The organism is Sphingomonas sp. TDK1 (assembly GCF_001650735.1).
In the GTDB taxonomy this organism is placed as follows: domain Bacteria; phylum Pseudomonadota; class Alphaproteobacteria; order Sphingomonadales; family Sphingomonadaceae; genus Sphingomonas.
In genome coordinates, this window is sequence record NZ_LXVY01000017.1 from 16,624 (window position 1) to 39,309 (window position 22,686).

General features: G+C 67.8%; 29 protein-coding genes. 14 read left to right on the plus strand and 15 right to left on the minus strand.

Features of this window, described 5'->3' with window-relative positions; all coding sequences use genetic code 11:
* Positions 1-3: 3 nt before the first annotated feature.
* From gloB to A7X12_RS10635, 4 genes are all read right to left on the minus strand, one after another.
* The gene (gloB, locus tag A7X12_RS10620) at positions 4-738 is read right to left on the minus strand and encodes a hydroxyacylglutathione hydrolase (RefSeq protein ID WP_064311604.1); all 735 of its coding nucleotides are present in this window, start codon (positions 736-738) and stop codon (positions 4-6) included.
* Positions 739-742: 4 nt separating this feature from the next.
* Positions 743-1,177 carry a VOC family protein gene (locus A7X12_RS10625; RefSeq protein ID WP_064311605.1) on the minus strand — a complete coding sequence of 145 codons (435 nt, stop codon included), beginning with the start codon at positions 1,175-1,177 and terminating at the stop codon, positions 743-745.
* A gap of 64 nt (positions 1,178-1,241) precedes the next feature.
* A complete protein-coding gene (locus tag A7X12_RS10630; protein ID WP_084445338.1) occupies positions 1,242-2,066 on the minus strand; it encodes a tetratricopeptide repeat protein in 825 nt (274 codons plus the stop codon).
* Positions 2,042-2,773: an alpha/beta hydrolase gene (locus tag A7X12_RS10635; protein WP_064311606.1), complete on the minus strand. Its 732-nt coding sequence runs from the start codon at positions 2,771-2,773 to the stop codon at positions 2,042-2,044. Before A7X12_RS10635 ends, A7X12_RS10630 begins: the two co-directional genes overlap by 25 nt.
* A 106-nt stretch (positions 2,774-2,879) precedes the next feature.
* Between A7X12_RS10635 and A7X12_RS26595 the strand changes: the two genes are divergently transcribed.
* The gene (locus A7X12_RS26595) at positions 2,880-3,014 is read left to right on the plus strand and encodes a hypothetical protein (RefSeq protein WP_269747814.1); all 135 of its coding nucleotides are present in this window, start codon (positions 2,880-2,882) and stop codon (positions 3,012-3,014) included.
* Here the strand turns inward: A7X12_RS26595 and A7X12_RS10640 are convergent.
* Genes A7X12_RS10640 through ypfJ form a run of 3 tightly spaced genes read right to left on the minus strand, consistent with a single transcriptional unit; the run spans position 3,011 to position 6,126 of the window.
* Complete coding sequence (locus tag A7X12_RS10640; RefSeq protein WP_084445340.1) at positions 3,011-4,066, minus strand: M48 family metallopeptidase; 1,056 nt, start codon at positions 4,064-4,066, stop codon at positions 3,011-3,013. The genes A7X12_RS26595 and A7X12_RS10640 overlap by 4 nt on opposite strands.
* Before the next feature lie 12 nt (positions 4,067-4,078).
* Complete coding sequence (locus A7X12_RS10645; RefSeq protein WP_064311607.1) at positions 4,079-5,173, minus strand: YjgN family protein; 1,095 nt, start codon at positions 5,171-5,173, stop codon at positions 4,079-4,081.
* A 56-nt stretch (positions 5,174-5,229) separates the two neighbouring features.
* Entirely contained in the window at positions 5,230-6,126 is an 897-nt protein-coding gene (gene ypfJ, locus A7X12_RS10650) for a KPN_02809 family neutral zinc metallopeptidase (RefSeq protein ID WP_064311608.1), read from the minus strand.
* Positions 6,127-6,240: 114 nt separating this feature from the next.
* On the opposite strand from ypfJ, the gene A7X12_RS10655 reads away from it, so the two are divergent.
* The 4 genes from A7X12_RS10655 to A7X12_RS10670 are packed head-to-tail and all read left to right on the plus strand — an operon-like array spanning position 6,241 to position 10,177.
* Positions 6,241-7,389 carry a patatin-like phospholipase family protein gene (locus A7X12_RS10655; RefSeq protein ID WP_064311609.1) on the plus strand — a complete coding sequence of 383 codons (1,149 nt, stop codon included), beginning with the start codon at positions 6,241-6,243 and terminating at the stop codon, positions 7,387-7,389.
* Positions 7,390-7,402: 13 nt separating this feature from the next.
* Positions 7,403-8,188, plus strand: coding sequence for a 3-hydroxybutyrate dehydrogenase (locus tag A7X12_RS10660; protein ID WP_064311716.1), 786 nt, complete (start codon positions 7,403-7,405; stop codon positions 8,186-8,188).
* Positions 8,185-8,811, plus strand: a complete 627-nt coding sequence (locus tag A7X12_RS10665; RefSeq protein WP_064311610.1) for a DUF4893 domain-containing protein — start codon at positions 8,185-8,187, stop codon at positions 8,809-8,811. The genes A7X12_RS10660 and A7X12_RS10665 overlap by 4 nt, the downstream gene beginning before the upstream one ends.
* 52 nt (positions 8,812-8,863) lie before the next feature.
* Positions 8,864-10,177 (plus strand): amidohydrolase, encoded by a 1,314-nt coding sequence (locus A7X12_RS10670; protein ID WP_064311611.1) that lies wholly within the window; start codon positions 8,864-8,866, stop codon positions 10,175-10,177.
* Between the two features lie 26 nt (positions 10,178-10,203).
* Here the strand turns inward: A7X12_RS10670 and A7X12_RS10675 are convergent, their stop codons facing one another.
* The 4 genes from A7X12_RS10675 to A7X12_RS10690 form a co-directional block, all read right to left on the minus strand.
* On the minus strand, positions 10,204-10,812 hold the full coding sequence (locus A7X12_RS10675) for a hypothetical protein (RefSeq protein ID WP_064311612.1): 609 nt from the start codon (positions 10,810-10,812) through the stop codon (positions 10,204-10,206).
* Between the two features lie 124 nt (positions 10,813-10,936).
* Positions 10,937-11,353 carry a globin domain-containing protein gene (locus tag A7X12_RS10680; RefSeq protein ID WP_064311717.1) on the minus strand — a complete coding sequence of 139 codons (417 nt, stop codon included), beginning with the start codon at positions 11,351-11,353 and terminating at the stop codon, positions 10,937-10,939.
* Between the two features lie 89 nt (positions 11,354-11,442).
* Entirely contained in the window at positions 11,443-12,114 is a 672-nt protein-coding gene (locus A7X12_RS10685; RefSeq protein ID WP_064311613.1) for a hypothetical protein, read from the minus strand.
* A 198-nt stretch (positions 12,115-12,312) separates the two neighbouring features.
* Entirely contained in the window at positions 12,313-12,981 is a 669-nt protein-coding gene (locus A7X12_RS10690; protein ID WP_232318457.1) for a DUF4893 domain-containing protein, read from the minus strand.
* Between the two features lie 234 nt (positions 12,982-13,215).
* Here A7X12_RS10690 and A7X12_RS10695 point away from each other — a divergent pair, with 234 nt between their 5' ends.
* The 4 genes from A7X12_RS10695 to A7X12_RS10710 all read left to right on the plus strand — a co-directional run bounded on the left by A7X12_RS10695 (position 13,216) and on the right by A7X12_RS10710 (position 17,130).
* Positions 13,216-13,755, plus strand: a complete 540-nt coding sequence (locus A7X12_RS10695; protein ID WP_064311614.1) for a superoxide dismutase family protein — start codon at positions 13,216-13,218, stop codon at positions 13,753-13,755.
* Between the two features lie 212 nt (positions 13,756-13,967).
* On the plus strand, positions 13,968-14,438 hold the full coding sequence (locus tag A7X12_RS10700; RefSeq protein ID WP_064311615.1) for a low molecular weight protein-tyrosine-phosphatase: 471 nt from the start codon (positions 13,968-13,970) through the stop codon (positions 14,436-14,438).
* Between the two features lie 20 nt (positions 14,439-14,458).
* A complete protein-coding gene (locus tag A7X12_RS10705) occupies positions 14,459-15,574 on the plus strand; it encodes a zinc-binding dehydrogenase (protein WP_064311616.1) in 1,116 nt (371 codons plus the stop codon).
* Positions 15,575-15,744: 170 nt separating this feature from the next.
* Entirely contained in the window at positions 15,745-17,130 is a 1,386-nt protein-coding gene (locus A7X12_RS10710) for a methyl-accepting chemotaxis protein (protein WP_064311617.1), read from the plus strand.
* Positions 17,131-17,143: 13 nt separating this feature from the next.
* Here A7X12_RS10710 and A7X12_RS10715 read toward each other — a convergent pair whose 3' ends face one another.
* The gene (locus A7X12_RS10715; RefSeq protein ID WP_064311618.1) at positions 17,144-17,614 is read right to left on the minus strand and encodes a monooxygenase family protein; all 471 of its coding nucleotides are present in this window, start codon (positions 17,612-17,614) and stop codon (positions 17,144-17,146) included.
* Positions 17,615-17,670: 56 nt separating this feature from the next.
* On the opposite strand from A7X12_RS10715, the gene A7X12_RS26600 reads away from it, so the two are divergent.
* Complete coding sequence (locus A7X12_RS26600) at positions 17,671-18,228, plus strand: TetR/AcrR family transcriptional regulator (RefSeq protein ID WP_064311619.1); 558 nt, start codon at positions 17,671-17,673, stop codon at positions 18,226-18,228.
* Here A7X12_RS26600 and thpR read toward each other — a convergent pair.
* Positions 18,210-18,746: an RNA 2',3'-cyclic phosphodiesterase gene (gene thpR / locus A7X12_RS10725; RefSeq protein WP_064311620.1), complete on the minus strand. Its 537-nt coding sequence runs from the start codon at positions 18,744-18,746 to the stop codon at positions 18,210-18,212. The two genes, A7X12_RS26600 and thpR, sit on opposite strands and share 19 nt — an antisense overlap.
* A gap of 161 nt (positions 18,747-18,907) precedes the next feature.
* Between thpR and A7X12_RS10730 the strand changes: the two genes are divergently transcribed.
* The 3 genes from A7X12_RS10730 (at position 18,908) to A7X12_RS10740 (ending at position 21,123) form a co-directional block, all read left to right on the plus strand.
* A complete protein-coding gene (locus A7X12_RS10730; protein WP_064311621.1) occupies positions 18,908-19,675 on the plus strand; it encodes a Bax inhibitor-1/YccA family protein in 768 nt (255 codons plus the stop codon).
* 135 nt (positions 19,676-19,810) lie between these two features.
* Positions 19,811-20,170, plus strand: a complete 360-nt coding sequence (locus tag A7X12_RS10735; protein ID WP_064311622.1) for a hypothetical protein — start codon at positions 19,811-19,813, stop codon at positions 20,168-20,170.
* 11 nt (positions 20,171-20,181) lie between these two features.
* Complete coding sequence (locus tag A7X12_RS10740; protein WP_064311623.1) at positions 20,182-21,123, plus strand: cation diffusion facilitator family transporter; 942 nt, start codon at positions 20,182-20,184, stop codon at positions 21,121-21,123.
* Between the two features lie 144 nt (positions 21,124-21,267).
* Here A7X12_RS10740 and A7X12_RS10745 read toward each other — a convergent pair whose 3' ends face one another.
* The gene (locus A7X12_RS10745) at positions 21,268-21,639 is read right to left on the minus strand and encodes a response regulator (protein WP_064311624.1); all 372 of its coding nucleotides are present in this window, start codon (positions 21,637-21,639) and stop codon (positions 21,268-21,270) included.
* Positions 21,640-21,784: 145 nt separating this feature from the next.
* Between A7X12_RS10745 and A7X12_RS10750 the strand changes: the two genes are divergently transcribed.
* A complete protein-coding gene (locus A7X12_RS10750; RefSeq protein ID WP_064311625.1) occupies positions 21,785-21,970 on the plus strand; it encodes a hypothetical protein in 186 nt (61 codons plus the stop codon).
* Between the two features lie 4 nt (positions 21,971-21,974).
* On the opposite strand, the gene A7X12_RS10755 is transcribed toward A7X12_RS10750, so the two are convergent.
* The gene (locus A7X12_RS10755) at positions 21,975-22,685 is read right to left on the minus strand and encodes a hypothetical protein (RefSeq protein WP_064311626.1); all 711 of its coding nucleotides are present in this window, start codon (positions 22,683-22,685) and stop codon (positions 21,975-21,977) included.
* Between the last annotated feature and the right edge of the window lies 1 nt (position 22,686).

Here is a 22,686-nt window from a genome sequence, read left to right on the forward strand (position 1 = left end):
GACTCAGCCCGCGAAACTGTCCTTCGCGGCGCGGCGTTCGGCAAGCATGCGCGCATCGGCGGCGCGGAGAAAGGGGTTGGTGGCGCGCTCGGCACCGATGGTGGTCGGCACCGTCGCCTCGCCTGCCGCGCGAAGTCGCGCCACCGCTTCCATGCGGTCCCGTATCGCCGCATTGTCCGGCTCGGTCACCAGCGCATAGCGGCCGTTCGACAGCGTATATTCGTGTGCGCAATAGACCTGGGTCTCGTCCGGCAGCGCGGCGAGGCGTTGCATGTTGGCGAACATCTGCTCCGCCGTGCCCTCGAACAGCCGTCCACAGCCCATCGCGAACAGCGTGTCGCCGACGAAGATCGTCGCATCCTCCGCGAAGTGATAGGCGATATGGCCGGCGGTGTGCGCCGGCACGTCCAGCACAGTCGCGTGGTGGCTGCCGATCGCCACCGTATCGCCCTCGCCGACCGGCCGGTCCGCGGTCGGAATCTTCGCGGCTTCGGCGGCAGGGGCGATCACGGTGCAGCCGGTCGCTGCCTTCAGCGCGGCGTTGCCGCCGGTGTGATCGGGGTGCCAATGCGTGTTCCAGATCGCCCGCAACGTCCAGCCGCGTTCGGCCAGTGCCGCGAGCACCGGATCCGCCTGTGCCGGATCGACCACGATCGTCTCGGCGGAGACGGAGTCATGGACGAGCCAGATATAATTGTCGCTGAGTGCGGGAATGCGGACGATCTGGAGCGGGGTCATGCGCTTACCATTCCCCGGTGTTGGGCATCGATGCCCAGGGCTCCTGCGGCGGCAGCGTGCCGTTCTGAAGCAGCTCGATAGAGATCTTGTCCGGCGTGCGCACGAACGCCATGTGGCCGTCGCGCGGCGGGCGGTTGATCGTCACGCCGGCATCCTGCAGCCGCTGGCAGGTTGCGTAGATATCGTCGACCTGGAAGGCGAGGTGGCCGAAGTTGCGGCCGCCGGTATATTCCTCCGGTTCCCAGTTGTGGGTCAGCTCCACCTCGGCGCGGCCGCGTCCGGTTTCCGGATCGATGTCCGCCTCGCTTGCCAGATAGATGAGGGTGAAGCGCCCCTTCTCGCTGGTGATGCGGTGGGTCTCCTTCAGGCCCAGCAGCTCGAAAAAGGCGATGCTCGCGCCCGGATCGGTGACGCGGATCATGGTGTGGAGAAACTTCACGGGGCAACTCCCTGGATTGGCTTCCTCCGCGAGATAGGCGCGGGGGCCGCCCGGTGCCACCCGGCTATTTGGCCGGGGCGGCCTCGAACTGGGCGAGCGCGGCGCGGGCGGCGGTCGCCTGGGGGCTGGCGGGGGCGGCGGTGACCACCTTGTTCCAGGCGGTCTTGGCGCCGGCTTCGTCACCGCTGGCGGCGGCGATGTTGCCCGCCTCCAGCTGCACGGCGGCATCGTCGCCCGAGCGCTTCACAGCTTCGGCGATGTCCTTCCGCGCGCGCGGCAGATCGTTCATGCGCCGCGCAAGCGTGGCGGAGAGCAGCCAGGAGAGCGGGTCGTCGCCGGCCTTGGCGATCGCCACGTCGATATCGGCCCGGGCGCCCATGTTCTCGCCTGAGGCGACGGCGGCGCGCGCGCGATCGAGATAGGCCTCGCCCAGCGCAAGCCCTTTCAGCATGCCGCTGGCGAGCGCTGCGTTGATCGCGGCACGCGCCCTGGGTGGCTGTTTGGCGGCAAGCCAGGCATTGCCGGCCTGGGTCCAGTAGGTCGCAGCGCGAGCGCCGTCCTTAACGCCCTCTGCTTCACCGGCGGCTTCCTCGAACGCCGCCGCAGCGGAATCCCAGCGACCCTGGTTGGCATAGGCGACGGCAAGGCACTGCCGGGCGAACATGCCGCCCTTGTCGGTACGCCACTTCACCGCCTCGTCCACCGCCGCGGCAGGATCGCCGGTGGCGAGATCCATGCACTTGGTGAAACGGGGCGGCTCGCCGGCCGGGGCGGGCGCGGCGGCCTTGGCGGCGGCGCGGGCGCGCTCGGCATCGCGCAGGACCGGGCCGGCCTTGGGCGCGATCGCCGCGTTCTGCTGGGCGATCAGCAGGAGGAGGGGGAAAAGCATGCGGTCAGTATGTCCTCGGTAGCGCGGAGCAGCAGGCGGATATCGGTTTCCCGGGACAGGCGATGGTCTCCGCCCTTGACCAGCGTCACCTGCACATCGTCTGAACGGAGCGTATCGCCAAGGCGCAGTGCCAGTTCCCACGGCACCTCGGCATCGCGCTGCCCCTGCAGCAGGCGGACCGGACCGTCGAACGGAATCGGCGCCTCCAGCACGAGATTCGCTTCGCCGGAGGTCCAGAAGGGCAGGGTGGTGATCATCGGCTCCGGGCCATAGTCGCTCGGCTGCTCGAGCCGGCCCTGTTCGGCGAGCGTGCGTTTCTCGGCATCTGAAAAGCCCCAGCGGGTGAAGTCCGGCGCGGCGGCGATGCCGACCAGGCCCGCGATCCGCGCCGGCCGCGCGATGGCGACGAGCAGCATGAGCCAGCCGCCCATCGACGAGCCGACCAGCACCACGGGGCCCTCTACGATCGTGTCGATTATGCGTAGAGCATCGTCGCGCCAGCTCTCCAGCGTCTGGTCCTCGAACGCACCGGGGCTCTCTCCGCAACCGGCATAATCGAAACGAAGGAACGCCCGACCCCGGTCCCGCGCCCAGGCTTCCAGCGCGAGCACCTTGGATCCCTGCATGTCCGATCGATAGCCGGGCAGGAACACGATGGTGGGGGACGCGCCGGGCGTGTGGTTATGGGCAAGCGGCTGGCTGGTCATCCCTGGGGTGTAGCTGCTCCGGCCTTTCGCCGCCAGCGACGGAACCGATCACTGCGATCGGGATTGATCATAGGACATCGCTGCCCCGAAGGAGCACATAGGCGCCATGAGCACCGTAGAAAAAGCCATCGCCCTGCCGGTCCGCCGGTTCGTTCCCAACACGCAGCTCGCCTTCGGCGCCGCGATCGCGGTGTCGGGCCTGTCGGTACTGGCCGGCAAGCTGATCGGCGCGCTCGCTTAACGGCGCGGCGCCGGCTTGTCGCCGCACATCGCGCGAAGGGCCTGCCACTGCGCCTGATTCAGGGCCGGGCTATACGCCGCATCGGTGCGCAAGCTGTCCCTGAACGCCCGCTCGCGCGACGAGGAGAGCGGGTGCGACGACAGATAATTGAGCAACATGCCCGCCTGCCCTGGTTCCTCATCCTGCTTGGCGAGCCGCGCGAACAGCGCCGCGGTCGGAAGCGGCGAGATATTGGCACCCTGCAGCCTGCCGATTGCGTAGCCGTCGGCGCCCGCCTCGGCCTTGCGCGAGTAGCGCGCGTTGAGCAGGGCGTTGCCATAGCCGCTGATGTTGCTGTCGAACCCGCCGAGCAACAGGCTGAGGCCATATTGGCGGATCAGCGATTCCATCCCGTCACGGTGCGCGACATGGCCGAGTTCGTGCGCGAGGACGCCGGCCACCTCGTCGGGCGAGGTCGCGTTCTGGATCAGCCCGTCGAACAGCACCACCTGACCGCCGGGAAACGCGACGGCATTGATCATCGGCGCGTGCACTACCCGGATCGTGATGTTGTCGCCCTGCCGAAGCCGCGCACCCAGCGCCTTCAGCGCCGCTTCGCCCTGCGGGCTGGAGCAGGCATAGCTGCCCAGGTTGCCGACGATCAGCCGCCCCATGCGCTGTTCCACCGATTCGGGGATCAGGCGCGCGATCAGCGGCGGGAGCTTGAGCGTAAAGCCGACGACCAGCACCGCCAGCATCGCCAGCACGGCGGCAGAGCGCCATAGCCCGAACCGATCGATCCAGGCGCCGTAGCGGGCGGGCTTGGGCAGCTGCACGGCGATGTCGGACGGAGGAAATTCGAGGAAGGTGATGCGCCAGCCGGGCTTGCCCTTCAAGCCGAAGGCGCGTTCATGGTGCGACGTGCCGTGCGGCGTCAGGTCGGCAAAGGCATAGGGGCCGGGTTCGGCGCCATCGCCGTCGAGCGTGAAATACCGTTCGTCGGCGGTCGGCGTGATCCTGGGCATCCGCCGTTCGCCGCTGCGACCATCATAATGCCAGACCAGCGTTTCCACCCTCTGTTCTCCTTAGAATGCGCCCATGTCCAGACTGTCAAACAGACCCTCACCCTGGCCGGGCGCACGCGTGGTCGATTGGGTGAAGCGGTCGAGCTCCAGCGTGCCGTAGGCGCGGAGATGACGGACGAAGAAGGCCCAGTTGCGATAGCCGATGAAGATCGACCCGATGCCGAGCGTGCAGACGACCAGCGCGATCGTGCCCAGCGCGAGCTTCAGCCAATCCATGGTGCGCGCGGTGAACTCGAATTCGAGATGGCCGAGCGTGAGATTGCCGATCCCCTGCCGGAAATAGGCCGCGTAGAAGGACAGCGCGATCAGCCCGAACAACACCACGAACATCAGGTAGAGGATCGCGACGCCGGCGATCAGGAACAGCGGTGCGACATGCCCCGGCGCGATCCGCGGATCGACCCCCATCACCATGGTGGCGACAAGGAGCGCCACCATGCCGATCCCGAGCAGCACCGGCATCAGGTAAAACAGCAAATAGCGGCGCATCAGCCCGTCCGAGCTGGCGCCCGAGCGGAAGGCGTACGGGCCGAAGCTCATCGCGTTCCAGCGCTCGTTCCACAGCGTCACCAGCGCCCAGGGAACCAGCAGCCCGAACGCCGCGCTGCCGAGCATCGTCCGCCAGAGATAGGAGAGGCCGTAGCGAAAGCCCTGCGCGTCGCTGCCTCCGCGGATGCCGTGCCAATAGGTGCGGCTGAGGCGATAGCGCAGCGCCCGGAAGATCGCGACGCCCCCCAGCGCGAAGATGAACAGATAGACCAGAAGAAACAGCAGCGCCGCAGTCGCCGCCCCCGCCGCGGTGCCGCGCATGGCGAGCAGGCCGATCGCCAGGTTCACGAAGGCGATCGGCACGAACACCAGCGCCATCGCCAGCATATAGCCGAACAAGAGTTCGCGCCCGCTGCCGGTCCATTCCAGCCGGTCGTCGATGAAGCGCGTCTGGCTCCACAGATAGCGGCGGGTGCGGGTGCGTCCCCAGAAGCTGTAGAGCCCCAGCGTGACGATCGTCAGCAGCAGATTGGTGAAGGCGATGGGCGCATATTCACGCCACGAACCATAAAATTCGAACGCACCGCGCTCGGCCTGCTCATCCATGACCTTCCCCCTTGGCCGACACCCAATATCGGCCAAGGGTTCACGTCAAGTAACAATCAGAGCGGGCTGTTGAAGGTGTCGCACTTGCGCGGATCGCCGGTTTCGAGTCCCCGCTTCAGCCAGGCCATGCGCTGCGCCGAGGTGCCATGGGTGAAGCTGTCGGGCACCACGGTCCCCTGCGCCTCTCTCTGCAGCGTGTCGTCGCCGATCGCGTTGGCGGCGGTCAGGCCTTCCTCGATGTCGCCGGGTTCGAGCCGGTCGCGATTGCGCGCCGCCCAGACGCCGGCATAGCAGTCTGCCTGAAGCTCCAGCTTCACCGACAGCCGGTTGCCTTCGGTCTTGGAAGCGCGGGCCTGGGCCTGCGATACCTCGGTGGAGGTGCCCAGCAGATCCTGGATGTGATGGCCCATTTCGTGCGCGATCACATAGTCGCGGGCGAAATCGCCCTTGGCGCCGAAGCGGTTCTGCAGCTCGTCGAAAAAGGCGGTGTCGATATACACGCCGTCATCGCTCGGACAGTAGAAGGGGCCGACCGCCGAGGTCGCCGCGCCGCAGCCGGTGTTCGCGCCGCCCTGGAAGAACTTGATCGTCGCGGGGCGATAGTCGCTGCGGCCCATTTCCTGGAAGATCTTCGCCCAGGTATCGTCGGTGCTGCGCATCACCCGACATGCCTCCAGCCGGCGCTCGTTGACCCGGCAGACCTGCTGGCCGGACTGGCCCGCGGTGGGCGAGCGCCCGGCGCTGCCGCCGCCGCTCTGCCCCAGCATGCCGCCACCGCCGCCCAGGCCGAACATCACCAGCGCGATGATGCCCACCAGCACGATGCCGCCGCAGCCCATGCCCCGGCCGAGAAACATCGGCAGCAGCCCCAGCAGCGGAAAACCGCCGCCGCCCCCGCCGCCGGAGCCCAGGTCCTGCGCATTGTCGGTAGGATCGAGATCGTCGAGCCGCATTGGGCCTCCCCTTGATTTGGTTGCCGTAACAATGCGCCAGTCGTCCGCGCGTTGCACGCCTCGCTACCAAGGTTCGTATTGCTCCGCAGCATGGGATGCGCCACATCGCACCGCATGGCCGATGCTGAGTCCCGCCCGCACCGTCGCCGCCATGCCGGACCCGGCATGCCGCTGCCGGATACCGTCGCGCTGGTGCTGCAGGGGGGCGGGGCGCTCGGCAGTTTCCAGGCCGGCGTCATCGAAGAACTCGCCACCGCCGGAATCGACGTGGACTGGGTGGCGGGCATTTCGATCGGCGCGGTCAACGCCGCGCTGTTCGCCGGCAATCCCCCCGAGAAACGGCTCGGCGCGATCCGTGCATTCTGGGCGCAGGTGACGTCCGCCTTGCCGGAATTCTTGCTGCCGATGAACGACCAGGCGCGCGAAATCAGCCATGAATGGGCTGCAGGCGCGGTGATGCTGGGCGGCGTTCCCGGCTTTTTCCGCCCGCGCCCGATCCCGCCTGCCTTCGCGGTGCCGGGCACGCCGGGTGCGCTGAGCTTCTACGATACCAGTCCCTTGCGCGAGACGCTGGACCGGCTCATCGACTGGGACCTGCTGAACGAAGGGCCGGTCCGCTTGTCGGTCGGGGCGGTCAATCTGCACAGCGGCAATTTCCGCTATTTCGATACGCGCGACGAACGCATCGATGCACGGCACATCATGGCGTCTGGTGCGTTGCCGCCCGGGCTGCCGCCGGTCGAGATCGACGGTTGCTGGTATTGGGACGGGGGACTCGTCTCCAACACCCCGCTTACCCATGTCCTCGATCGGCAGGAGGCCGAGATGCTCGTCTTCCAGGTCGATCTCTTCCCCGCGGAAAACGAATTGCCGCGCACGATCATGGACGTGATGGGCCGCGAGAAGGAAATCCGCTTCTCCAGCCGCACCCGCGCCATTTCCGACGAGCGGCTGCGGCTGCGCAAGGCGCGCGAGACGGTGCGGCGGCTGCTCGACAAGCTGCCCGAGCATGTCGCCGACACGCCGGAGGTGAAGGCGGTGCGCGAACTGGTGACCGAATATCCGGTCAATGTCGTGCAGCTGATCTACCGCGCCAAGCTGTGGGAAGGCGGCTCGCGCGATTTCGAATTCTCCGCGCGGACGATGCACGAGCATTGGGAAGCCGGCCGCATCGCGGTCGCCGAAACCATGGCCAATTCGCGGCTCGTCGCGCAGAACATCCTCGACGGCAAGACTGCCGCCTTCGATCTCACCCAGCGTTAAAAGGAGTATGCCGATGTTCCTCAAGGGCAAGTCCGCGATCATCACCGGGTCCACGTCGGGCATCGGCCTCGCCTATGCCAAGGCGCTGGCGGCCGAGGGCGCGAACGTGCTGATCAACGGCTTCGGCGACGCGGCGGCGATCGAGAAGGAGCGCGCGGCCCTTGCGGAGACCAGCGGCGGGAAGGCGCTGTACGACGCCGCCGACATGACCAAGCCCGATCAGATCGCCGGCATGGTGCAGCGGGCGGAAGCCGAGTTCGGCGCGGTCGACATCGTGATTTCCAATGCCGGCATCCAGCATGTGGCGCCGATCGACGAATTCCCGATCGAGAAGTGGGACGCCATCCTGGCGATCAACCTCAGCTCGACCTTCCACCTGATGCGGGCGGCGATCCCCGGCATGAAGACGCGCAAATGGGGCCGGATCATCTCCACCGCCAGCGCGCACAGCCTGGTCGCGAGCCCGAACAAGGCCGCCTATGTCGCCGCCAAGCACGGCCTGGCCGGCCTCACCAAGACGGCGGCGCTGGAGGTGGCGACGCACGGCATCACGGTGAACTGCATCTCGCCGGGCTATGTCTGGACGCCGCTGGTCGAGAACCAGATTCCCGACACGATGAAGACCCGCGGGCTGACCCGCGAGCAGGTCATCAACGACGTGCTGCTCGATGCCCAGCCGACCAAGGAGTTCGTGCTCCCCGAGCAGGTGGCGGCGCTGGCCCTCTTCCTGTGCCGCGACGAAGCCGCGCAGATCACCGGATCGAACTATTCGATCGACGGCGGCTGGACCGCCGAATGATGCTGCGCGCGTTCCTCGCCATCGGTCTGGGTGCGGCGCTGGCCGGGTGCAGCGTCTATCGCGAGGCGACCTCGCCGGGCATGGACACGAGTCTCGCCTGGCGCCGGGTCGCCACCGACGCCGACCGCAACAAGCTGCGCGACTGGCGCAAGGCGTGGAGCGAAGCGCTGCCGCTGGCGCGTGCGGCGGATGCGAAGCGGATCGACGGCGATCCCGAACTGTTCGATCCGGATCGCGCCCAGCCCGATGCGCTGCCGCCGGCAGGCGCCTATCGCTGCCGCGTCTTCAAGCTGGGCGGCGGCGGTACGGCGGTGAGCGCGATCGTGACCTATGACTGGCGGCCCTGCCTGCTGGCCGATCAGGGCAAGGTGCGGCATTTCCGGATCGAAGGCGGCGTGCAGCGACCCGAGGGCAATTTCTTCCCCGACGTCGCCGCGCGTGCGGTGTTTCTCGGCACGCTGGAGGTCGGCGACGACAGCGCGCCGCTGCGCTACGGGCTCGATCGCAAGCGCGACATGATCGGCTATGGCGAGCGGATCGGTGACAAGCGTTGGCGGCTGGTGATCCCCTATCCGGCATTCGAATCGAAGGTCGACGTGATCGAGATCGTCCCGGCGGTTTGACAGGCGGCGCGGCAGGCGTGACACTCGGGCCCATGATCGCAAAGGGGGTCCGATGTTCACGTCTTTCCTGCTGGCCGGGGCGATGACCCTCGGCACGCCCGCCGCTGCCGCCGCCGATCCGGTGCGCGATGCCACGGCCAAGGCGATGCCGCAGCTGATGGCGCTCTATCGCGAGCTTCACGCCAATCCCGAACTCAGCCTGCACGAAGTGAAGACGGCCGCGAAGCTCGCCGCTGCCGCGCGGGAAGCAGGCTATACGGTGACCGAGAAGGTGGGCGGCACCGGCGTGGTGGCGGTGCTGCGCAACGGGCCGGGTCCGGTGCTGCTGATCCGCGCGGACATGGACGGGCTGCCGGTGATCGAGAATACCGGCCTGCCCTTCGCCTCGAAGGTGCGCGCGACGACCGACGAGGGCATCGAGAGCGGCGTGATGCACGCCTGCGGGCACGACACGCACATGGCGAGCTGGGTCGGCACGCTGCGCAACCTCGCCGCGATGAAGGATCGCTGGCACGGGACCGTGGTGATGATCGCCCAGCCCGCCGAGGAGCGCGGGCGCGGCGCCAAGGACATGCTGGACGACGGGCTGTTCACCCGCTTTCCCAAGCCCGGCTACGCGATCGCCTTTCACGACAGCGCCAGCCTGCCCGCCGGGCAGATCGGTATCACGCCGGGCTATGCCCTCGCCAATGTCGACTCGGTCGATCTGGTGGTGAAGGGCGTGGGCGGGCACGGCGCCTATCCGCACACGACCAAGGACCCGATCGTGCTTGCCGCGCGGATCGTCACCACGCTGCAGACGCTGGTGAGCCGCGAGATGGACCCGCAGCAGCCCGCGGTGGTGACGGTGGGGGCGATCCATGGCGGATCGAAGCACAACATCATCGGCAACGACGTGACCATGCTGCTCACCGTGCGCAGCTTCACGCCGGAATCGCGGCAGCAACTGCTCGACGGCATCGCCCGCATCGCCCGCGGCGAGGCGATCGCGGCGGGGGTTCCCGAGGATCACATGCCGGTGATGAAGGTGAAGGACGAATATACCCCGGCGACCTTCAACACCCAGCCCCTCGCCGGGCGGCTGCAGGGGCTGTTCACCGCCCGCTTCGGCAAGGACCGGGTGATCGAGACCAAGGCGGTGATGGGGGGCGAGGATTTCAGCCGCTACTGGCTCGCCGACAAGAGCATCCAGAGCACGATCTTCTGGGTCGGCGGGGTGCCGCAGGCGAAATGGGATGCGGCGCAGGGCGGGAAGGCGATGCTCCCGTCGCTCCATAGCGCCGAATGGGCGCCCGATGCCGAAGCGGTGGTGGGCACCGCCACCGAGGCGCTGACCGCGGCGGCGCTGGATATCCTCAAGCCGTAGGCGCGGGGGCCTGGGCGGCCAGCCGCTCAGAGCTTGCCGAACACCGCTTCGTAGCCGGCGGTGTCGCCGGTGGCGAGGAAGCGGGCCTGCTCGATCCAGCGATCGCGCGTCATCCGCCCCTGGAAGCTGCCGAGCTGCGCGTCGAGCGCGCGGGCCGCGGCGGCGTCGAGTGCGGCGAGCTGCGCGAAACGGGTGATGCCCAGCTCGTTGAGTCGGGCGGCGAGCTTCGGGCCGACGCCCTTCAGGCGGGTGAGGTCGTCGCCTGCCGGGGCCGGGCTGGGAGCGGCATTGGTGTCGGCGGCGAGCGCGGCGCTGGGGGCCGCGACCGGTGCGGCGGCAGCGATGGGTTCGTCGGCGAGCGGCGCCGGTTCCGCCACGGCGGGCGGTGCTTCCGGCGTGCTGGGCGGCGGCGTCATCGTCGCCATCGGCTCGGGCGCGTCGGCAATTTCGAGCTCGCCCCGCTCTTCCAGTTCCGCACGTGCATGGCGCCGGCGGATGGCGAGCCGGGTACCCCAGATCAGCACGAACACCGCCAGCGCGGCGCCGAGCGCGATCAGCACGAAGGATATGGTCAGCCAGCCGGTCTCGCTGGTGGCGGCGACCGCGCCGAAGCTCTGGGAAACCTGTTCGTTCATGCTCGCCGCTCCTACGGTTCGGGTGCTGGTTTCCTCCCTTAGCGCAGGATGCGGGGAGGTCCAGCCATACAGGCGCGCCACCCGGACCGGACGCGCGCCGGATGGGGGCGCCCGCCCGCCCGGATCAGGAAGCCGCGGCCTCGGCTGCGGTACGGGCCTGCACCGCCATCGCCCGGCACATGCGGTGCAGCGCGTCGCTCATCTGGCGTGCCGTTTCGGGTTCGATGCCAGGATCCGCCGCGATCGCGCGATCCATTGCGTGCGCCCATTGGGCGGCGGTTTGCCCGGTGACCCGCAGCTGGCGATGAAAGCCCATGATGCACATGCCCGGCCGCGCATCGAACCAGTCGCGCGGGCCGCCGAGCCAGGCGACCAGAAAGCGGGTAAGCGAATGGCGGAGCGCGGTAAGGTCCGGCCGATGCATCGCGTGGAGCGCGGCATAGGCGGGATCCTGCTCGATCAGGTCGTAGAAACGGTCGACGATGGCGCGGACGGACGCTTCGCCGCCAACGCGGTCGAAGGGCAGGGAAGACTCGGACATGGACGCACCATAGCCGAAACGCGCCGCCTGCGGGTTGACGGTAATCAAGCCGATGCCGCCCCCCTCTTGCGAGGAGGGCGGCACAGGGATCAGAAGTGCGCGATCACACCCGCCATCGGGCGGAAGCTCTTCGCGTCGCTGAACGTGTTCATTTCGAGGCGCAAGCGCAGGCCGCTGCGGCCCGTGATGCCGCCCAGACCGATGTCCTTCGGGCCGACTTCGACGCCGATACCGTAGGTCATCGCGTGATAGTCGCGGTTGGCGTTCGGCACCTTGTCGAAATTGACCCACTGGTAGCCGACCTTGCCGTAGATCAGGCCGCTGTCACCGGCGCGCAGGCCGAAGCGGCCGGCGGCGCCATATTCCCAGTCGATGTCGCCGCTGACGCCCTTGGCGACGTTACCTTCCGCGCCGACGAAGACCGGGCCGAGCGGCACGTTCACGCCGACCACGCCCTGCACCATCGCGCCGTCGAGGCGATACTTGTTCGGCAGGATGGGGATACCGGCATTCTGCTGGCGGTCGAAACGCTCCCAGCCGCCGAGCACGCCGACATAGGGCTCGATACCGAATGCCTTGGAACCGTCCGGCGAGCGCGGCGCTTCGCTGTCCTGCGCGGCAGTGGTGGACATGGTGCCGCTGGTGTCCGCGCTCGTGGTCGACATCGTGCCGGCACCGGTGGTGGTGGTGTCCTGCGCGAAGGCGGGGACGGCGAAGGGAAGCGCGGCAGCTGCTGCCGCGACGGCAATGATCTTACGCATGGGGGGATAACCTCTACGCTGGTGAAACACACATCTCCCGGCACATGCCGCTGCAACAGGCGGGCCGGCCGGAGATGGGCGCACAATGCCCGGGTGATCGGCAAGGTTGCATCGCCGCGAAGCTTTGGTGCCGGAGTGTTGCACTGCGGCAACGGTTTCTGTCGCTCCGATGAACGAACGTTTGCGCAGTGCGGGCGCTCAGCCCTTGGGCTGGCCCTCGGCGGGAACCGGCGTCAGCTCATAGACATCCACGCTGCCGGGGAGGGCGCCGGGCACCGCCAGCCGCCAGCGAAACGCGCCGAACCGCTCGACCATGCCGACCACGTCGCGCGCGCCCGGATTGCCGTAGCCGATGTCGTTTGCGCCCGCCTTCGCCTGGCGCGCGCCGAGGAATACATAGCGTTTGCCGTCCGGGAACACATAGCCGGCGACGATGTCGGTGCCGGTCTGCTTGGCGAGGCCGAGCGGGGCTTCGTCGTCCTGCGCGTCCGCCGCCGAGATGTAGCAGAAGCCGGTCGGGCTCGGCTGCACCAGCGCGCGTCCGGTGGGGCTGCGCTTCAGATGGAGCGTGCGGCAGCGATAGGAGCCGGGCGGAAGCGCCGGATGCGGCTGGCCGGCGTCCGGATCCAGCACGGCGCCCTGCACCTTGCGCACGGGCGGCCGCACGCCTTCATAGAGTTGGCGCCAATCGGCCGGCAGACTCTCGAGCCTCGGCACATCGGCATCGGCGATACGGGTGCGCCAGAGCGGCGGCGGCGGGGCCGCTTCGACGATCGCGGTCGGGTGCATATCCGTTCCGGCGCTCCCGGCATGGCAGCCGACAAGCATGGGCAAAGCGAGCATCGCGCAGGCGAGCCGGACCATCATCTATCCCCTGTGAATATCAGGACGCGCGGTCCCGCGCCGGTCCTGTGGATCAAAATCGTAAACGAATGTTAACGAAAGGTAAAAGCTGCGGTGGGCGTGCTTTCTGGTGCGGCGAACCGAAGCGGCCCGTCCCGCGCGGCCGGCAGATGAACGGAAGTATGGGCTGCCTCCCCTTGGAACCGCCGCGCGTACGGTCCATTAGGCTGCAATAGGGACATGGTCGGGAGACTGAAGATGAAGGCTCGGGGAATCGCAGTGGGCGCGGTCGCGATCGGCGCGGTGCTGCTGGGCGGATGCGTCACCAAGGCGCGCAACGAACGCTATATGGCCGGCCATTTCCGCGCGCAGGCCGAACTGCACGATGCCGGCGGCAAGGTGGTGGGCACCGCCGTGGCCGAGCAGGTCGAAGGTTCGATTCGCGTGCTGGTGGACGTGAACGGCATCTCGCCGGGGCCGCATGGCGTGCATGTCCACACGATCGGCGTCTGCACTCCGCCGGACTTCACCAGCGCCGGCGGCCACTGGAACCCGGGCGCGACCAAGCACGGCAAGGAGAACCCGATGGGTCCCCACGCCGGCGACCTGCCGAACATGAAGGTCGACGAGAAGGGCCATGGCCATATCAGCTTCACGCTCAGCGGCGGCACGTTCGACCAGCTGATGGACCAGGACGGTGCGGCGCTGGTCGTCCATGCCGGCGAAGATGACTACAAGTCCGATCCGGCCGGCAACAGCGGCGGCCGGATCGCGTGCGGCGTGTTCCAAACGGTCTGATCCGCGCGCGGTGACGTCGGCGGGTCGGGCGGGTCGCCCGACCCGCGGGTCTGCGCGGGTCCTGCCTGGGGCCTGAAGGGGCCGGTGCCTCGCGCCCCGACCCCGTCCCGCGCCTGGCCGCGCGGCGTTCTGCCGCCGCACCCGGAAAGGCTTCGGGCATTGCCAGCGCGGACGGGACTGCGTACCCCATTTACGAAAGGATGATGTGCGCTATGGCCGAACCGGCATTCCTGTTCGTCTGCCTGGGCAATATCTGCCGATCGCCATTGGCAGAGGCCGCCTTTCGTGCGGCAGCCGATGCCGCAGGCATTCCCGCCCTTGCCGACTCCGCCGGAACAGGCGGCTGGCACGCCGGCGAGGCGCCCGACCGCCGCTCGATCGCGGTCGCGGCGAAGCATGGCATCGACATTTCCGGCCTGCGCGCCCGTCAGGTGACCCGCGACGATTTCGAGCGGTTCGATCATATCCTCGCGCTCGATCCCCAGAATCTGTCCGATCTGCGGCGGATCGCGCCACCGGGCGCCCGTGCGCAGCTACGGCTGCTGCTCGATGCGGTGCCCGGCTGGGAAGGGCGCGCCGTCGACGACCCCTATTATGGCGGGCCCGAAGGCTTTGAACGCACCTGGGACGAGGTGCGTACGGCAGCCGACCGGCTGGTCGACGCGCTCGTACGAACCCGTTGAACCAACAGAAGGAGAGGCACATGGCATTTACCGGACGCGAACTGCGCTCGACGTTGCGCGAGGACGGCACGCTTCGCCTGTCGCTGGAGCAGGTAACCTATCCGGCGCCGGCGCCGGACGAAGTGATCGTCCGCATCGAAGCCGCGCCGATCAATCCCAGCGATCTCGGCTTGCTGCTGGGCCCGGCGCAGGTCGATACGCTGCGCGAAGACGGCGATGCGCTGCTGTTCGAGGTACAGAAGGGCCGACTGGGCAGCATGAAGGCACGGCTGGGCCAGTCCATGCCGGTGGGCAACGAAGGCGCGGGCACCGTGGTCGCCGCCGGCGCCGAGGCGGCGCAGCTGATGGGCAAGCGCGTCGCCGCGATCGGTGGAGCGATGTTCGCAGACTATCGTGTGCTCAAGGCACGCGACGTGGTGGAACTGCCCGAATCCGCCAGCGCGGCGGACGGCGCGGCGATCTTCGTCAATCCGCTTACCGCGCTGGGCTTCGTCGAGACGATGCGGCGCGACGGCCACACCGCCATCGTGCATACTGCGGCGGCCTCGAATCTGGGGCAGATGCTGCAGAAGGTCTGTCTCGCGGACGGCGTGCCGCTGGTGAACATCGTGCGTTCGGACGAGCAGGCGGGGATCCTTCGCGACATCGGCGCCACGCATATCGTGAACAGCCGCGACGAGGATTTCCGCGCCAAGCTGACCGATGCGATTGCGGAGACAGGCGCGACGGTGGCGTTCGACGCGATCGGCGGCGGCACGCTCGGCAGCGACATCCTGCAGGCGATGGAAGCGGCGGCAGTGCGGCAGATGTCCGAATATAGCCGTTATGGATCTGAACAGTTCAAGCAGCTCTACATCTATGGCGCGCTCGACATGGCGCCGACGACGCTGAACCGCCTGGCCTTCGGCTTCCAGTGGAGCGTGTCCGGCTGGCTGCTGATGCCCTTCCTGCGCCGGGCCGGGATGGAGACGCTGGGCGCGATGCGGAAGCGCATCCTGGCCGAGCTGAGCACCACCTTCGCCAGCCGATACACCCGGACCATCGGTCTGGCGGAGGCGCTCGATCCCGACGTGCTGCGTGCCTATGAGCGCAAGGCGACGGGCGAGAAGTTCCTGATCGATCCCGGGCTGGGCTGATTGCCGGGTCTACCCCGTAACGATACCTAGGTCATTGTGAAATATTGTTTCTAATAATTGTCACAACGGACCTACCAGCCCCATCGCCATCTACAATGCATCCGGGTGCGCTGAACGCAACGCCATGCGGGAACGGTTTCCCCAGGCGAAAAAAGCGAGAGGGTTGACGTATGCTGCATTGGTTCGAGGTGAAGGCTCCAATTCGGGAGAAGCTGAAGGTCGCATTCGGCGCGATGCTCGGCATCATGGCGGTGCTCGCTGTCCTGAACCAGATCCTGCCGCATTGGGTGATGTTGGGCCTGGACGTGGTGGTGATCGCCGCCGCGTTCGGCGTCACCCGCATGTTTCGCCGGATGATCGCCGATCCCTATGTCGCCACCGTGGTGCGCATGGAAGGATTGGCGGCCGGCAATCTCGAAGCGCCGATCGCCCATACCGAGTATGAGGACTGCGTGGGCCGCATATCGCGCGCGATGCTGGTCTTCCGGGACGCGGCGGTAGCGCAGCGCGAGGCTGCCGAGCAGCAGGCGGAAGTCGTGCGCGTGCTCGGCCAGTCCCTCGAGCAGCTCGCAAAGGGCGACCTCACGGCAGACGTGACCGCCGATTTTCCGGGTGCCAATGCGGTGCTGAAGACCAATTTCAACGAAGCCCTGGCCGCGCTTCGCGAGCTGGTGCGGTCGGTGACGCTGTCGGCGGAAACCATCAGCACGGGTTCGGCGCAGATCGCCAGCGCGTCCGAGGATCTTTCGCGTCGGACCGAGAGCGCCGCCGCCAGCCTGCAGGAAACCGTCCACGCGATCGGCGAGATGGACCAGCGTCTGCGCAGCACCGCCGGCAGCGCCAGCCAGACGGTGGCGCGCGCCGATGGTGCGATCACCTCGGTCCAGGCCGGTCGCGACGTCGCCGACGAGGCCGTGTCGGCGATGAGCCGCGTGTCCGAAAGCGCCAAGGGCATCGACGACGTGATCGAGGGCCTCGACAAGATCGCCTTCCAGACGCGTGTTCTGGCGATGAACGCCGCCGTGGAGGCCGGTCGTGCCGGTGAGGCAGGCCGTGGCTTCGCGGTCGTCGCGGATCTCGTTTCCGCGCTGGCGATGCGCGCCGAGGAGGAGGCCGGCCGCGCCCGCGACCAGCTGACCACCACCCAGGCCGATGTGACCGCCGCCGTGGGCATGGTCCAGCGCGTCGACGAAGCCTTTGCGGCGATCGCGACCGATGTGCGCGAAGTACATGGCCTGCTCGGCACGATGGCGTCGGCAAACCAGGCGCAGGCATCGTCCATCGGCGAGATCAGCACCGCGATCACCGTAATGGACCAGGCGACGCAACAGAATGCGGCGATGGTGGAGGAGACCTCCGCCGCCGCGCGCAATCTGAGCAGCGAGGTGGAAGCGCTGAAGCGTCAGGCACAGGCGTTCACCGTTGATGGCGCGCACAATTCGCGGATGAGCATGCCGCTGCGCCGGCCGGTCCTCGCGAAAAACAGCGGGGCTTCTCGCGCCCGCACCCCCGCACCGGCGCCCGCGATGGCGGATGGCGACTGGGCATCGTTCTGACGGCGCTGCCGGCTCAGCCCTCCGCTCCGGCATGGGCATGGAGTCGCTGGCGGGCCGTTAGCAGCGCCCCCACCGGTTCCGCGACCGGCGCGAACATGCCAAGGCCGAGGCGCTGACCCGGCAGATTGACGTACACCGCTTCGATGCCGCGGGCGCTATAGGCTTCGTGCCAGAAGCCGGCGCCCTGCGGATCTTTCAGGAAATCCCGCCACCAATGGCTGTGCGGTGCGCTGCGGGTGAAGGCCTCCAGACTCGGCAGGTCGCGCCAATATTGGCGAAAGCCGACATGGTTCCAGCCGAACAGCATGCCATCCTCCGCGAGCAGTCCGTCGGGCGGGTTCTTCTTGATGTCGGCGAGGCCGCGGCCGATCCGCATCATCGCAGGAAGCGCCCGCCAGCGGCGCAGCTTGAACCCCAGGATCACGACGATCAGGTCGGGATAGGCTGCGAGATCGACCGTCTCGCGGCGCGGTATGGCTTGCATGGCTACTCTCCTTGTTTACGATGTACACAGTACAGTGAGTTTACGGTGTAAACAAGATGGAACCTGCAGACGGATTGCGCGCTCGGCTGATCGACGCGGCAACGGCCCTCCTGGATGCGCAAGGCGAGGGGGGCGTGACGCTGCGTGCGCTCGCCAAGGCGACGGGCGTGTCGGCGATGGCGCCCTATCGCCATTTCCCGGACAAGGCGGCACTGCTCGGCGCGGTGGCGGAGGCGGGGTTCGCCGAACTCGCGGCGGTGCTGGCGACGGCGGATCGCGCGGAGTCGCCCAAGGCGGCGCTGGTCGCGCAGGGGCTCGCCTATTTCGGATTCGCCCAGTCGCATCCTGCGATGTTCCGACTGATGTTCGGCGGCAATCCCGGCTGCACCGTCGCGCCCAAGGAATATGGCGAGGCGTTCGCGATCCTGTCGCGGCGTGTCGCCAGCCTGGCGGGCGGCGATCCCGGACCCGCGACGCTGGCCGCCTGGGGCGTGGTGCATGGCCTGTCGACACTGGCACTCGACGGCAAGGTGCCCGCGGAGGATGGCGTCGTTGCGGCGGCGATGGCGCTGGTGGCGGATGGCGTGGCGGGCGCTCAGACCCGCAGCGGATAGCGGCCAATCGCCTCGTAGCTCGCGCCCTCGCGGCCGAGATGGCTTTCGTACAGGAGGAAGCTGTCGACCGGAAAGGGCGCGCTGGCAAGGCCGGCATGCGTATCGAGAAAGCGGGCATTGGCGCCCGCCGGTGCGTTCATTCGGGCAAGCGTGATATGCGGCAGATAGGCGCGCCGTTCGGGCGGCAGCCCCAGGCGTACCATCGCCTGGTCGATCTTCTGGTGCAGCTGCGCCACCTTATCGTGCGGGCGAAGCCCTGCCCAGAGCGCGTTGGGCCGACCCCGCGAGTCGAACTCGCCCACGCCGGCGAGCGCGAGCTCGAACGGTGCGAACCGGACCGCGCCCAGCGCGGTCGCCACATCCTCGGCCACCGGGCGCTCGACTTCGCCGATATAGCGTAGCGTGCAGTGCAGCTGGTCGTCCTTTTGCCATCGCGCGCCGGAGACACCGCCGGCAAGCGCCAGCAATTGCGCGCGAATCGCGGAGGGAGGGCGGAAGCCGACGAACAGACGATGCATCAGGCGCGTTCTAGCGTGCGGGCTAGCTTGTTCAAAGCGAACGAGAAGTCTTCGCGAGCTGTGTATCGAAACGTTGCTGGGCCCGGTTTCGCTTGAAAACCCCTGTGGCGAGGCCGATATTCCAGCCATCCGGCATTGCGCCGGTCAAAGGAGTTTTTCGAATGGCTAACTGGTCCGATCCCCGCACGAGCGAGTCGCCCTTCGCGACCGCGAGTGCACGCGCCGCGGCGCATGACGCGGGGCTCCGGTCGTACATGCTGTCGGTCTACAACTACATGCTGTCCGGCGTGCTGCTGACCGGCATCGTCGCGCTGGCGTTCGGCAAGGTCGCCTCGCTGCAGGCGCTGCTGTTCCAGGTGGTGGAAACCGCCCGCGGCCTGTCGCTGCAGCCGACGCTGCTCGGCTGGGTGGTGATGATCTCGCCGCTGGCGATCGTGTTCGCGATGAGCTTCGGGCAGAGCCGCATGTCGGAGGGCACGCTCAAGGCGCTGTTCTTCGCCTATGCCGGCCTGCTGGGCGCGTCGCTCTCGACGATCTTCGTCACCTATACCGACATGTCGATCGCCCAGGTGTTCTTCGGCACCGCCGCCGGCTTCGGCGCGCTGAGCCTCTATGGCTATACCACCAAGAAGGATCTGTCGGGCTTCGGCACCTTCCTGATCATCGGTCTGGTGGGGCTGATCGTCGCGTCGATCGTCAACATCTTCCTGCAGTCGGGTGTGATGAGCCTGGTGATCAGCGCCGTCGGCGTGCTGATCTTCGCCGGCCTCACCGCCTATGACACGCAGAAGATCAAGAGCATCTACAGCGTTGTCGCGGGCACGCGCGAACAGGGCAAGGTCGCGATCATGGGGGCGCTGAACCTCTATCTCGACTTCATCAACATGTTCCTGTTCCTGCTGCGCCTGTTCGGCAGCTCGCGCGACTGATCCTCGCGCGGAACGGAAGACACATGGGCCCGGCGGAGCGATCCGCCGGGCCTTTTGTTTTGCGTGGCTTGCAGGAGACGGAACGCGGATCCCGACATGTCCGTTTAATCCGGGTAACGCTCAGGAGAGTGCAGCATGACCAACAATCCCCTCGACCCCGCGATGGACCGGATGTCGGTCGCTCCCGACCCCCGCGCCGATGACGACGCCAAGGGCGCAGTGCATTCCGCCGATGCCGGCACCGATTCCTCGATCGAGGAGCGGCTCGCCCGCGATCCCGCGAGCAAGGAAGCACGGCTGGACCGCGCGCTCGACGAATCGATGGACGCGTCGGATCCGCCCGCGTCGACCCAGCCGGTGCACAACAACGATATCCCGGAAAGCTCGGGCTATGATCCCAAGGCAGAAGCCGCGCGCGCCGAGGGCAAGGCAGATGCGCCGAAGGAAGATCGCAGCGTGATCGACAAGGCGCTGCACAAGCTCGGCCTCGACTGAGGCCGCAACGGATGGCCGCGTCTCCCGCGTCGGGCTGGCGCGCCAATCTGGTTCTCTATGCGGCGCTCGCCGCCAATATCGGTATCGCCGTCGCGAAGTTCGTCGCGGCGGCGATTACCGCATCGTCCTCGATGCTCACCGAGGGCGTGCACAGCCTGGTCGACAGTTTCAACCAGATCCTGCTGCTTTACGGCCAGCGCCGGGCCAAGCGCCCCCCGGATGCCGAGCATCCTTTCGGCTATGGCCGCGAGCTGTATTTCTGGGCCTTTGTCGTTGCGATCCTGATCTTCGGGCTGGGTGCCGGCGTGTCGGTCTATGAAGGCTATCTCCACATCATCGAACCGGAGCCACTGCGCGATCCGCTGGTCAATTACATCGTTCTCGGCATCGCCACCGCGATGGAAGGCACGAGCTGGGTGATCGCGATCCGCGCGTTCCGCGAAAGCAAGGGCGATTGCGGCTGGTGGAAGGCGATCCGGGAATCGAAGGATCCCGCCGGTTTCATCGTCCTGTTCGAGGATTCGGCCGCACTGGCCGGGCTGATCGTCGCAGGCGTGGGCGTGTGGGCCAGCCAAGCCTGGGGGGACCCCCGGATCGACGGCATGGCCTCCATCGCGATCGGGCTGATCCTTGCGGCGGTGGCGACGTTGCTGGCGCGCGAGGCAAAGGGACTGTTGATCGGCGAGCGCGCCAATCCGGACCTGATCGCCCAGGTGCGCGCGATGATCGAGGCTGAGCCGCGCATCACGGGCGTCAACCATGTCCGCACCATCCACACCGCGCCCGACCGCGTGTTCGTGGCGATCAGCGCCGACTTCGACGACAGCCTGGCGATGGGCGATGCAGAGACGCTGATCGAGCGGATCGAAGCCAAGCTCAAGGCCGCGCTGCCGCAACTCAGTTCGATCTATATTCGGCCTGAAAAGCGCGAGGACGCAGAGGTGGTGGCCTGAACCCCTTGTCCTCCCCCTGGCGGGGGGAGGTGGCAGGCGAAGCCTGACGGAGGGGGAGGTAGGCGACCCCCCGCAATGGTGCGTCCTCCCCCTGCGTCGCCTTCGGCGCCACCTCCCCCTGGCGGGGGAGGATCGGGGGTGCCGTCACGCGCCCAGCGCGTCGATCAGCTCATGGGTGCGGAGCGGCTTTTCCAGCAGTGCCGCATAGCCGGTGGCTTCCGCCGCCGCGGACAGCGCGGGGCTGGGGTAGCCGGTCATCAGCACGGCGCGACCGGACCAGCCCTTCGCCTGCAGATCCCGCAGCAAGGCGATGCCATTTCCGTCCGGCAGGCAATAATCGGCGACCAGATAGTCCGCCACCGACGCGATCGGATCCGCGAGGGAAGGCGCGGCGGCGTTATGGGCGCGCACGTCATAGCCCTGGCCGTGAAGCAGCAGCTGGGTAGACCGGCGCACGCCGTCATCATCTTCGACGAGCAGAACGCTGGGGCGCTGGGTGGGATGCTGCATGGTCATGGGCTGGGCTTGATCCGCCCGTGTCGCACGCGCCGGGCGTCGCGTCTCTACGCAAACCCCCTAGGTCGCGTGCAAACCCGTGCGGTGACCGACTGGTCCAAGGGGTCATTGCCGCAGACACGGCGATGCGGCACCCTTGCGCGCGATGTTCTTTGACGAGAATCGCGTCTGGCCCAGGCCCGAGCCACCCCGGCCGATCCCCGCACCGCCGGGCAAGCGGGAACGATTCCTGACGCGGATGTTCCTGCTCTATGCGTTGATCCTGCTGCTGTTGCCGGTCAGCGCGAGCGGCATCGCCGATCTGATCCGCTATCTGCTCGCGCTGCTCTGAACGCTCAGCCCAGTTCGTCGTCCTTGTACTTGATCTGCAGGAAGTTGCCGCGGGTCGCCAACGCGTCGAGATCGCCCTGCGCCAGCTGCGCGGTCATCTCGGCGATCTCCTCGTCGATCACCTGAAGGCCCTGCGCCAGCTGCTGATCCGGCGTCATGCCGTTGCGGGGCACGGTGCGCAGCGGTTCTGGCACCCGGCCATAGCCCTTCACCAGCTCGGGCAGCTGCTCGCCGATCAGCTTGCGGACCTCGTTGGCCGCGGGCGAGGATTCGTCCAACCGGGCGAGCTGCGGCGCCAGCGTCTCCAGCTTTACCCCGATCGAATCGACCAGCGTGCGCGCAGGCGCCGGCAGGGCCAGCCGTTGCGTCTCCAGCCAGCGCTCGGTGGTGGAAGGCAACGCCTTGAGCGGCACCTGCACCAGCTGCTCCACCCGCGGCGCGCTGGTCACGGGCAGCGAGGCGAAGACCAGCGTCGCCAGGATCAGCAGCGCCATTACCGCCAGCGCGCCGAACATGCCGAGCGGCGTGAACATGCCGATGACGATCGCGGCGATGACGATCACCGCATCCGCTGCCGCGATGCGGCCCAGCCGCGCGAGAATCTCCGCCTCGCGCCGCTTGCGCGTGCGGGTGGCGAGCGCGCCTTCGGTGCGGGCGCGGGAGCGCTCGATCAGTTCCTCGCCGCGGGCGAGCAGGCGGTCCACGTCACTCGGCATC

Coding starts and splice junctions, on each gene's coding strand:
- gloB (WP_064311604.1), bottom strand. CDS start 738: ATGACCCCGCTCCAGATCGTCCGCATTCCCGCACTCAGCGACAATTAT.
- A7X12_RS10630 (WP_084445338.1), bottom strand. CDS start 2,066: ATGCTTTTCCCCCTCCTCCTGCTGATCGCCCAGCAGAACGCGGCGATC.
- A7X12_RS10635 (WP_064311606.1), bottom strand. CDS start 2,773: ATGACCAGCCAGCCGCTTGCCCATAACCACACGCCCGGCGCGTCCCCC.
- A7X12_RS26595 (WP_269747814.1), top strand. CDS start 2,880: ATGAGCACCGTAGAAAAAGCCATCGCCCTGCCGGTCCGCCGGTTCGTT.
- A7X12_RS10645 (WP_064311607.1), bottom strand. CDS start 5,173: ATGGATGAGCAGGCCGAGCGCGGTGCGTTCGAATTTTATGGTTCGTGG.
- ypfJ (WP_064311608.1), bottom strand. CDS start 6,126: ATGCGGCTCGACGATCTCGATCCTACCGACAATGCGCAGGACCTGGGC.
- A7X12_RS10655 (WP_064311609.1), top strand. CDS start 6,241: ATGGCCGATGCTGAGTCCCGCCCGCACCGTCGCCGCCATGCCGGACCC.
- A7X12_RS10660 (WP_064311716.1), top strand. CDS start 7,403: ATGTTCCTCAAGGGCAAGTCCGCGATCATCACCGGGTCCACGTCGGGC.
- A7X12_RS10665 (WP_064311610.1), top strand. CDS start 8,185: ATGATGCTGCGCGCGTTCCTCGCCATCGGTCTGGGTGCGGCGCTGGCC.
- A7X12_RS10670 (WP_064311611.1), top strand. CDS start 8,864: ATGTTCACGTCTTTCCTGCTGGCCGGGGCGATGACCCTCGGCACGCCC.
- A7X12_RS10675 (WP_064311612.1), bottom strand. CDS start 10,812: ATGAACGAACAGGTTTCCCAGAGCTTCGGCGCGGTCGCCGCCACCAGC.
- A7X12_RS10680 (WP_064311717.1), bottom strand. CDS start 11,353: ATGTCCGAGTCTTCCCTGCCCTTCGACCGCGTTGGCGGCGAAGCGTCC.
- A7X12_RS10685 (WP_064311613.1), bottom strand. CDS start 12,114: ATGCGTAAGATCATTGCCGTCGCGGCAGCAGCTGCCGCGCTTCCCTTC.
- A7X12_RS10690 (WP_232318457.1), bottom strand. CDS start 12,981: ATGATGGTCCGGCTCGCCTGCGCGATGCTCGCTTTGCCCATGCTTGTC.
- A7X12_RS10695 (WP_064311614.1), top strand. CDS start 13,216: ATGAAGGCTCGGGGAATCGCAGTGGGCGCGGTCGCGATCGGCGCGGTG.
- A7X12_RS10700 (WP_064311615.1), top strand. CDS start 13,968: ATGGCCGAACCGGCATTCCTGTTCGTCTGCCTGGGCAATATCTGCCGA.
- A7X12_RS10705 (WP_064311616.1), top strand. CDS start 14,459: ATGGCATTTACCGGACGCGAACTGCGCTCGACGTTGCGCGAGGACGGC.
- A7X12_RS10710 (WP_064311617.1), top strand. CDS start 15,745: ATGCTGCATTGGTTCGAGGTGAAGGCTCCAATTCGGGAGAAGCTGAAG.
- A7X12_RS10715 (WP_064311618.1), bottom strand. CDS start 17,614: ATGCAAGCCATACCGCGCCGCGAGACGGTCGATCTCGCAGCCTATCCC.
- A7X12_RS26600 (WP_064311619.1), top strand. CDS start 17,671: ATGGAACCTGCAGACGGATTGCGCGCTCGGCTGATCGACGCGGCAACG.
- thpR (WP_064311620.1), bottom strand. CDS start 18,746: ATGCATCGTCTGTTCGTCGGCTTCCGCCCTCCCTCCGCGATTCGCGCG.
- A7X12_RS10730 (WP_064311621.1), top strand. CDS start 18,908: ATGGCTAACTGGTCCGATCCCCGCACGAGCGAGTCGCCCTTCGCGACC.
- A7X12_RS10735 (WP_064311622.1), top strand. CDS start 19,811: ATGACCAACAATCCCCTCGACCCCGCGATGGACCGGATGTCGGTCGCT.
- A7X12_RS10740 (WP_064311623.1), top strand. CDS start 20,182: ATGGCCGCGTCTCCCGCGTCGGGCTGGCGCGCCAATCTGGTTCTCTAT.
- A7X12_RS10745 (WP_064311624.1), bottom strand. CDS start 21,639: ATGACCATGCAGCATCCCACCCAGCGCCCCAGCGTTCTGCTCGTCGAA.
- A7X12_RS10750 (WP_064311625.1), top strand. CDS start 21,785: ATGTTCTTTGACGAGAATCGCGTCTGGCCCAGGCCCGAGCCACCCCGG.
- A7X12_RS10755 (WP_064311626.1), bottom strand. CDS start 22,685: ATGCCGAGTGACGTGGACCGCCTGCTCGCCCGCGGCGAGGAACTGATC.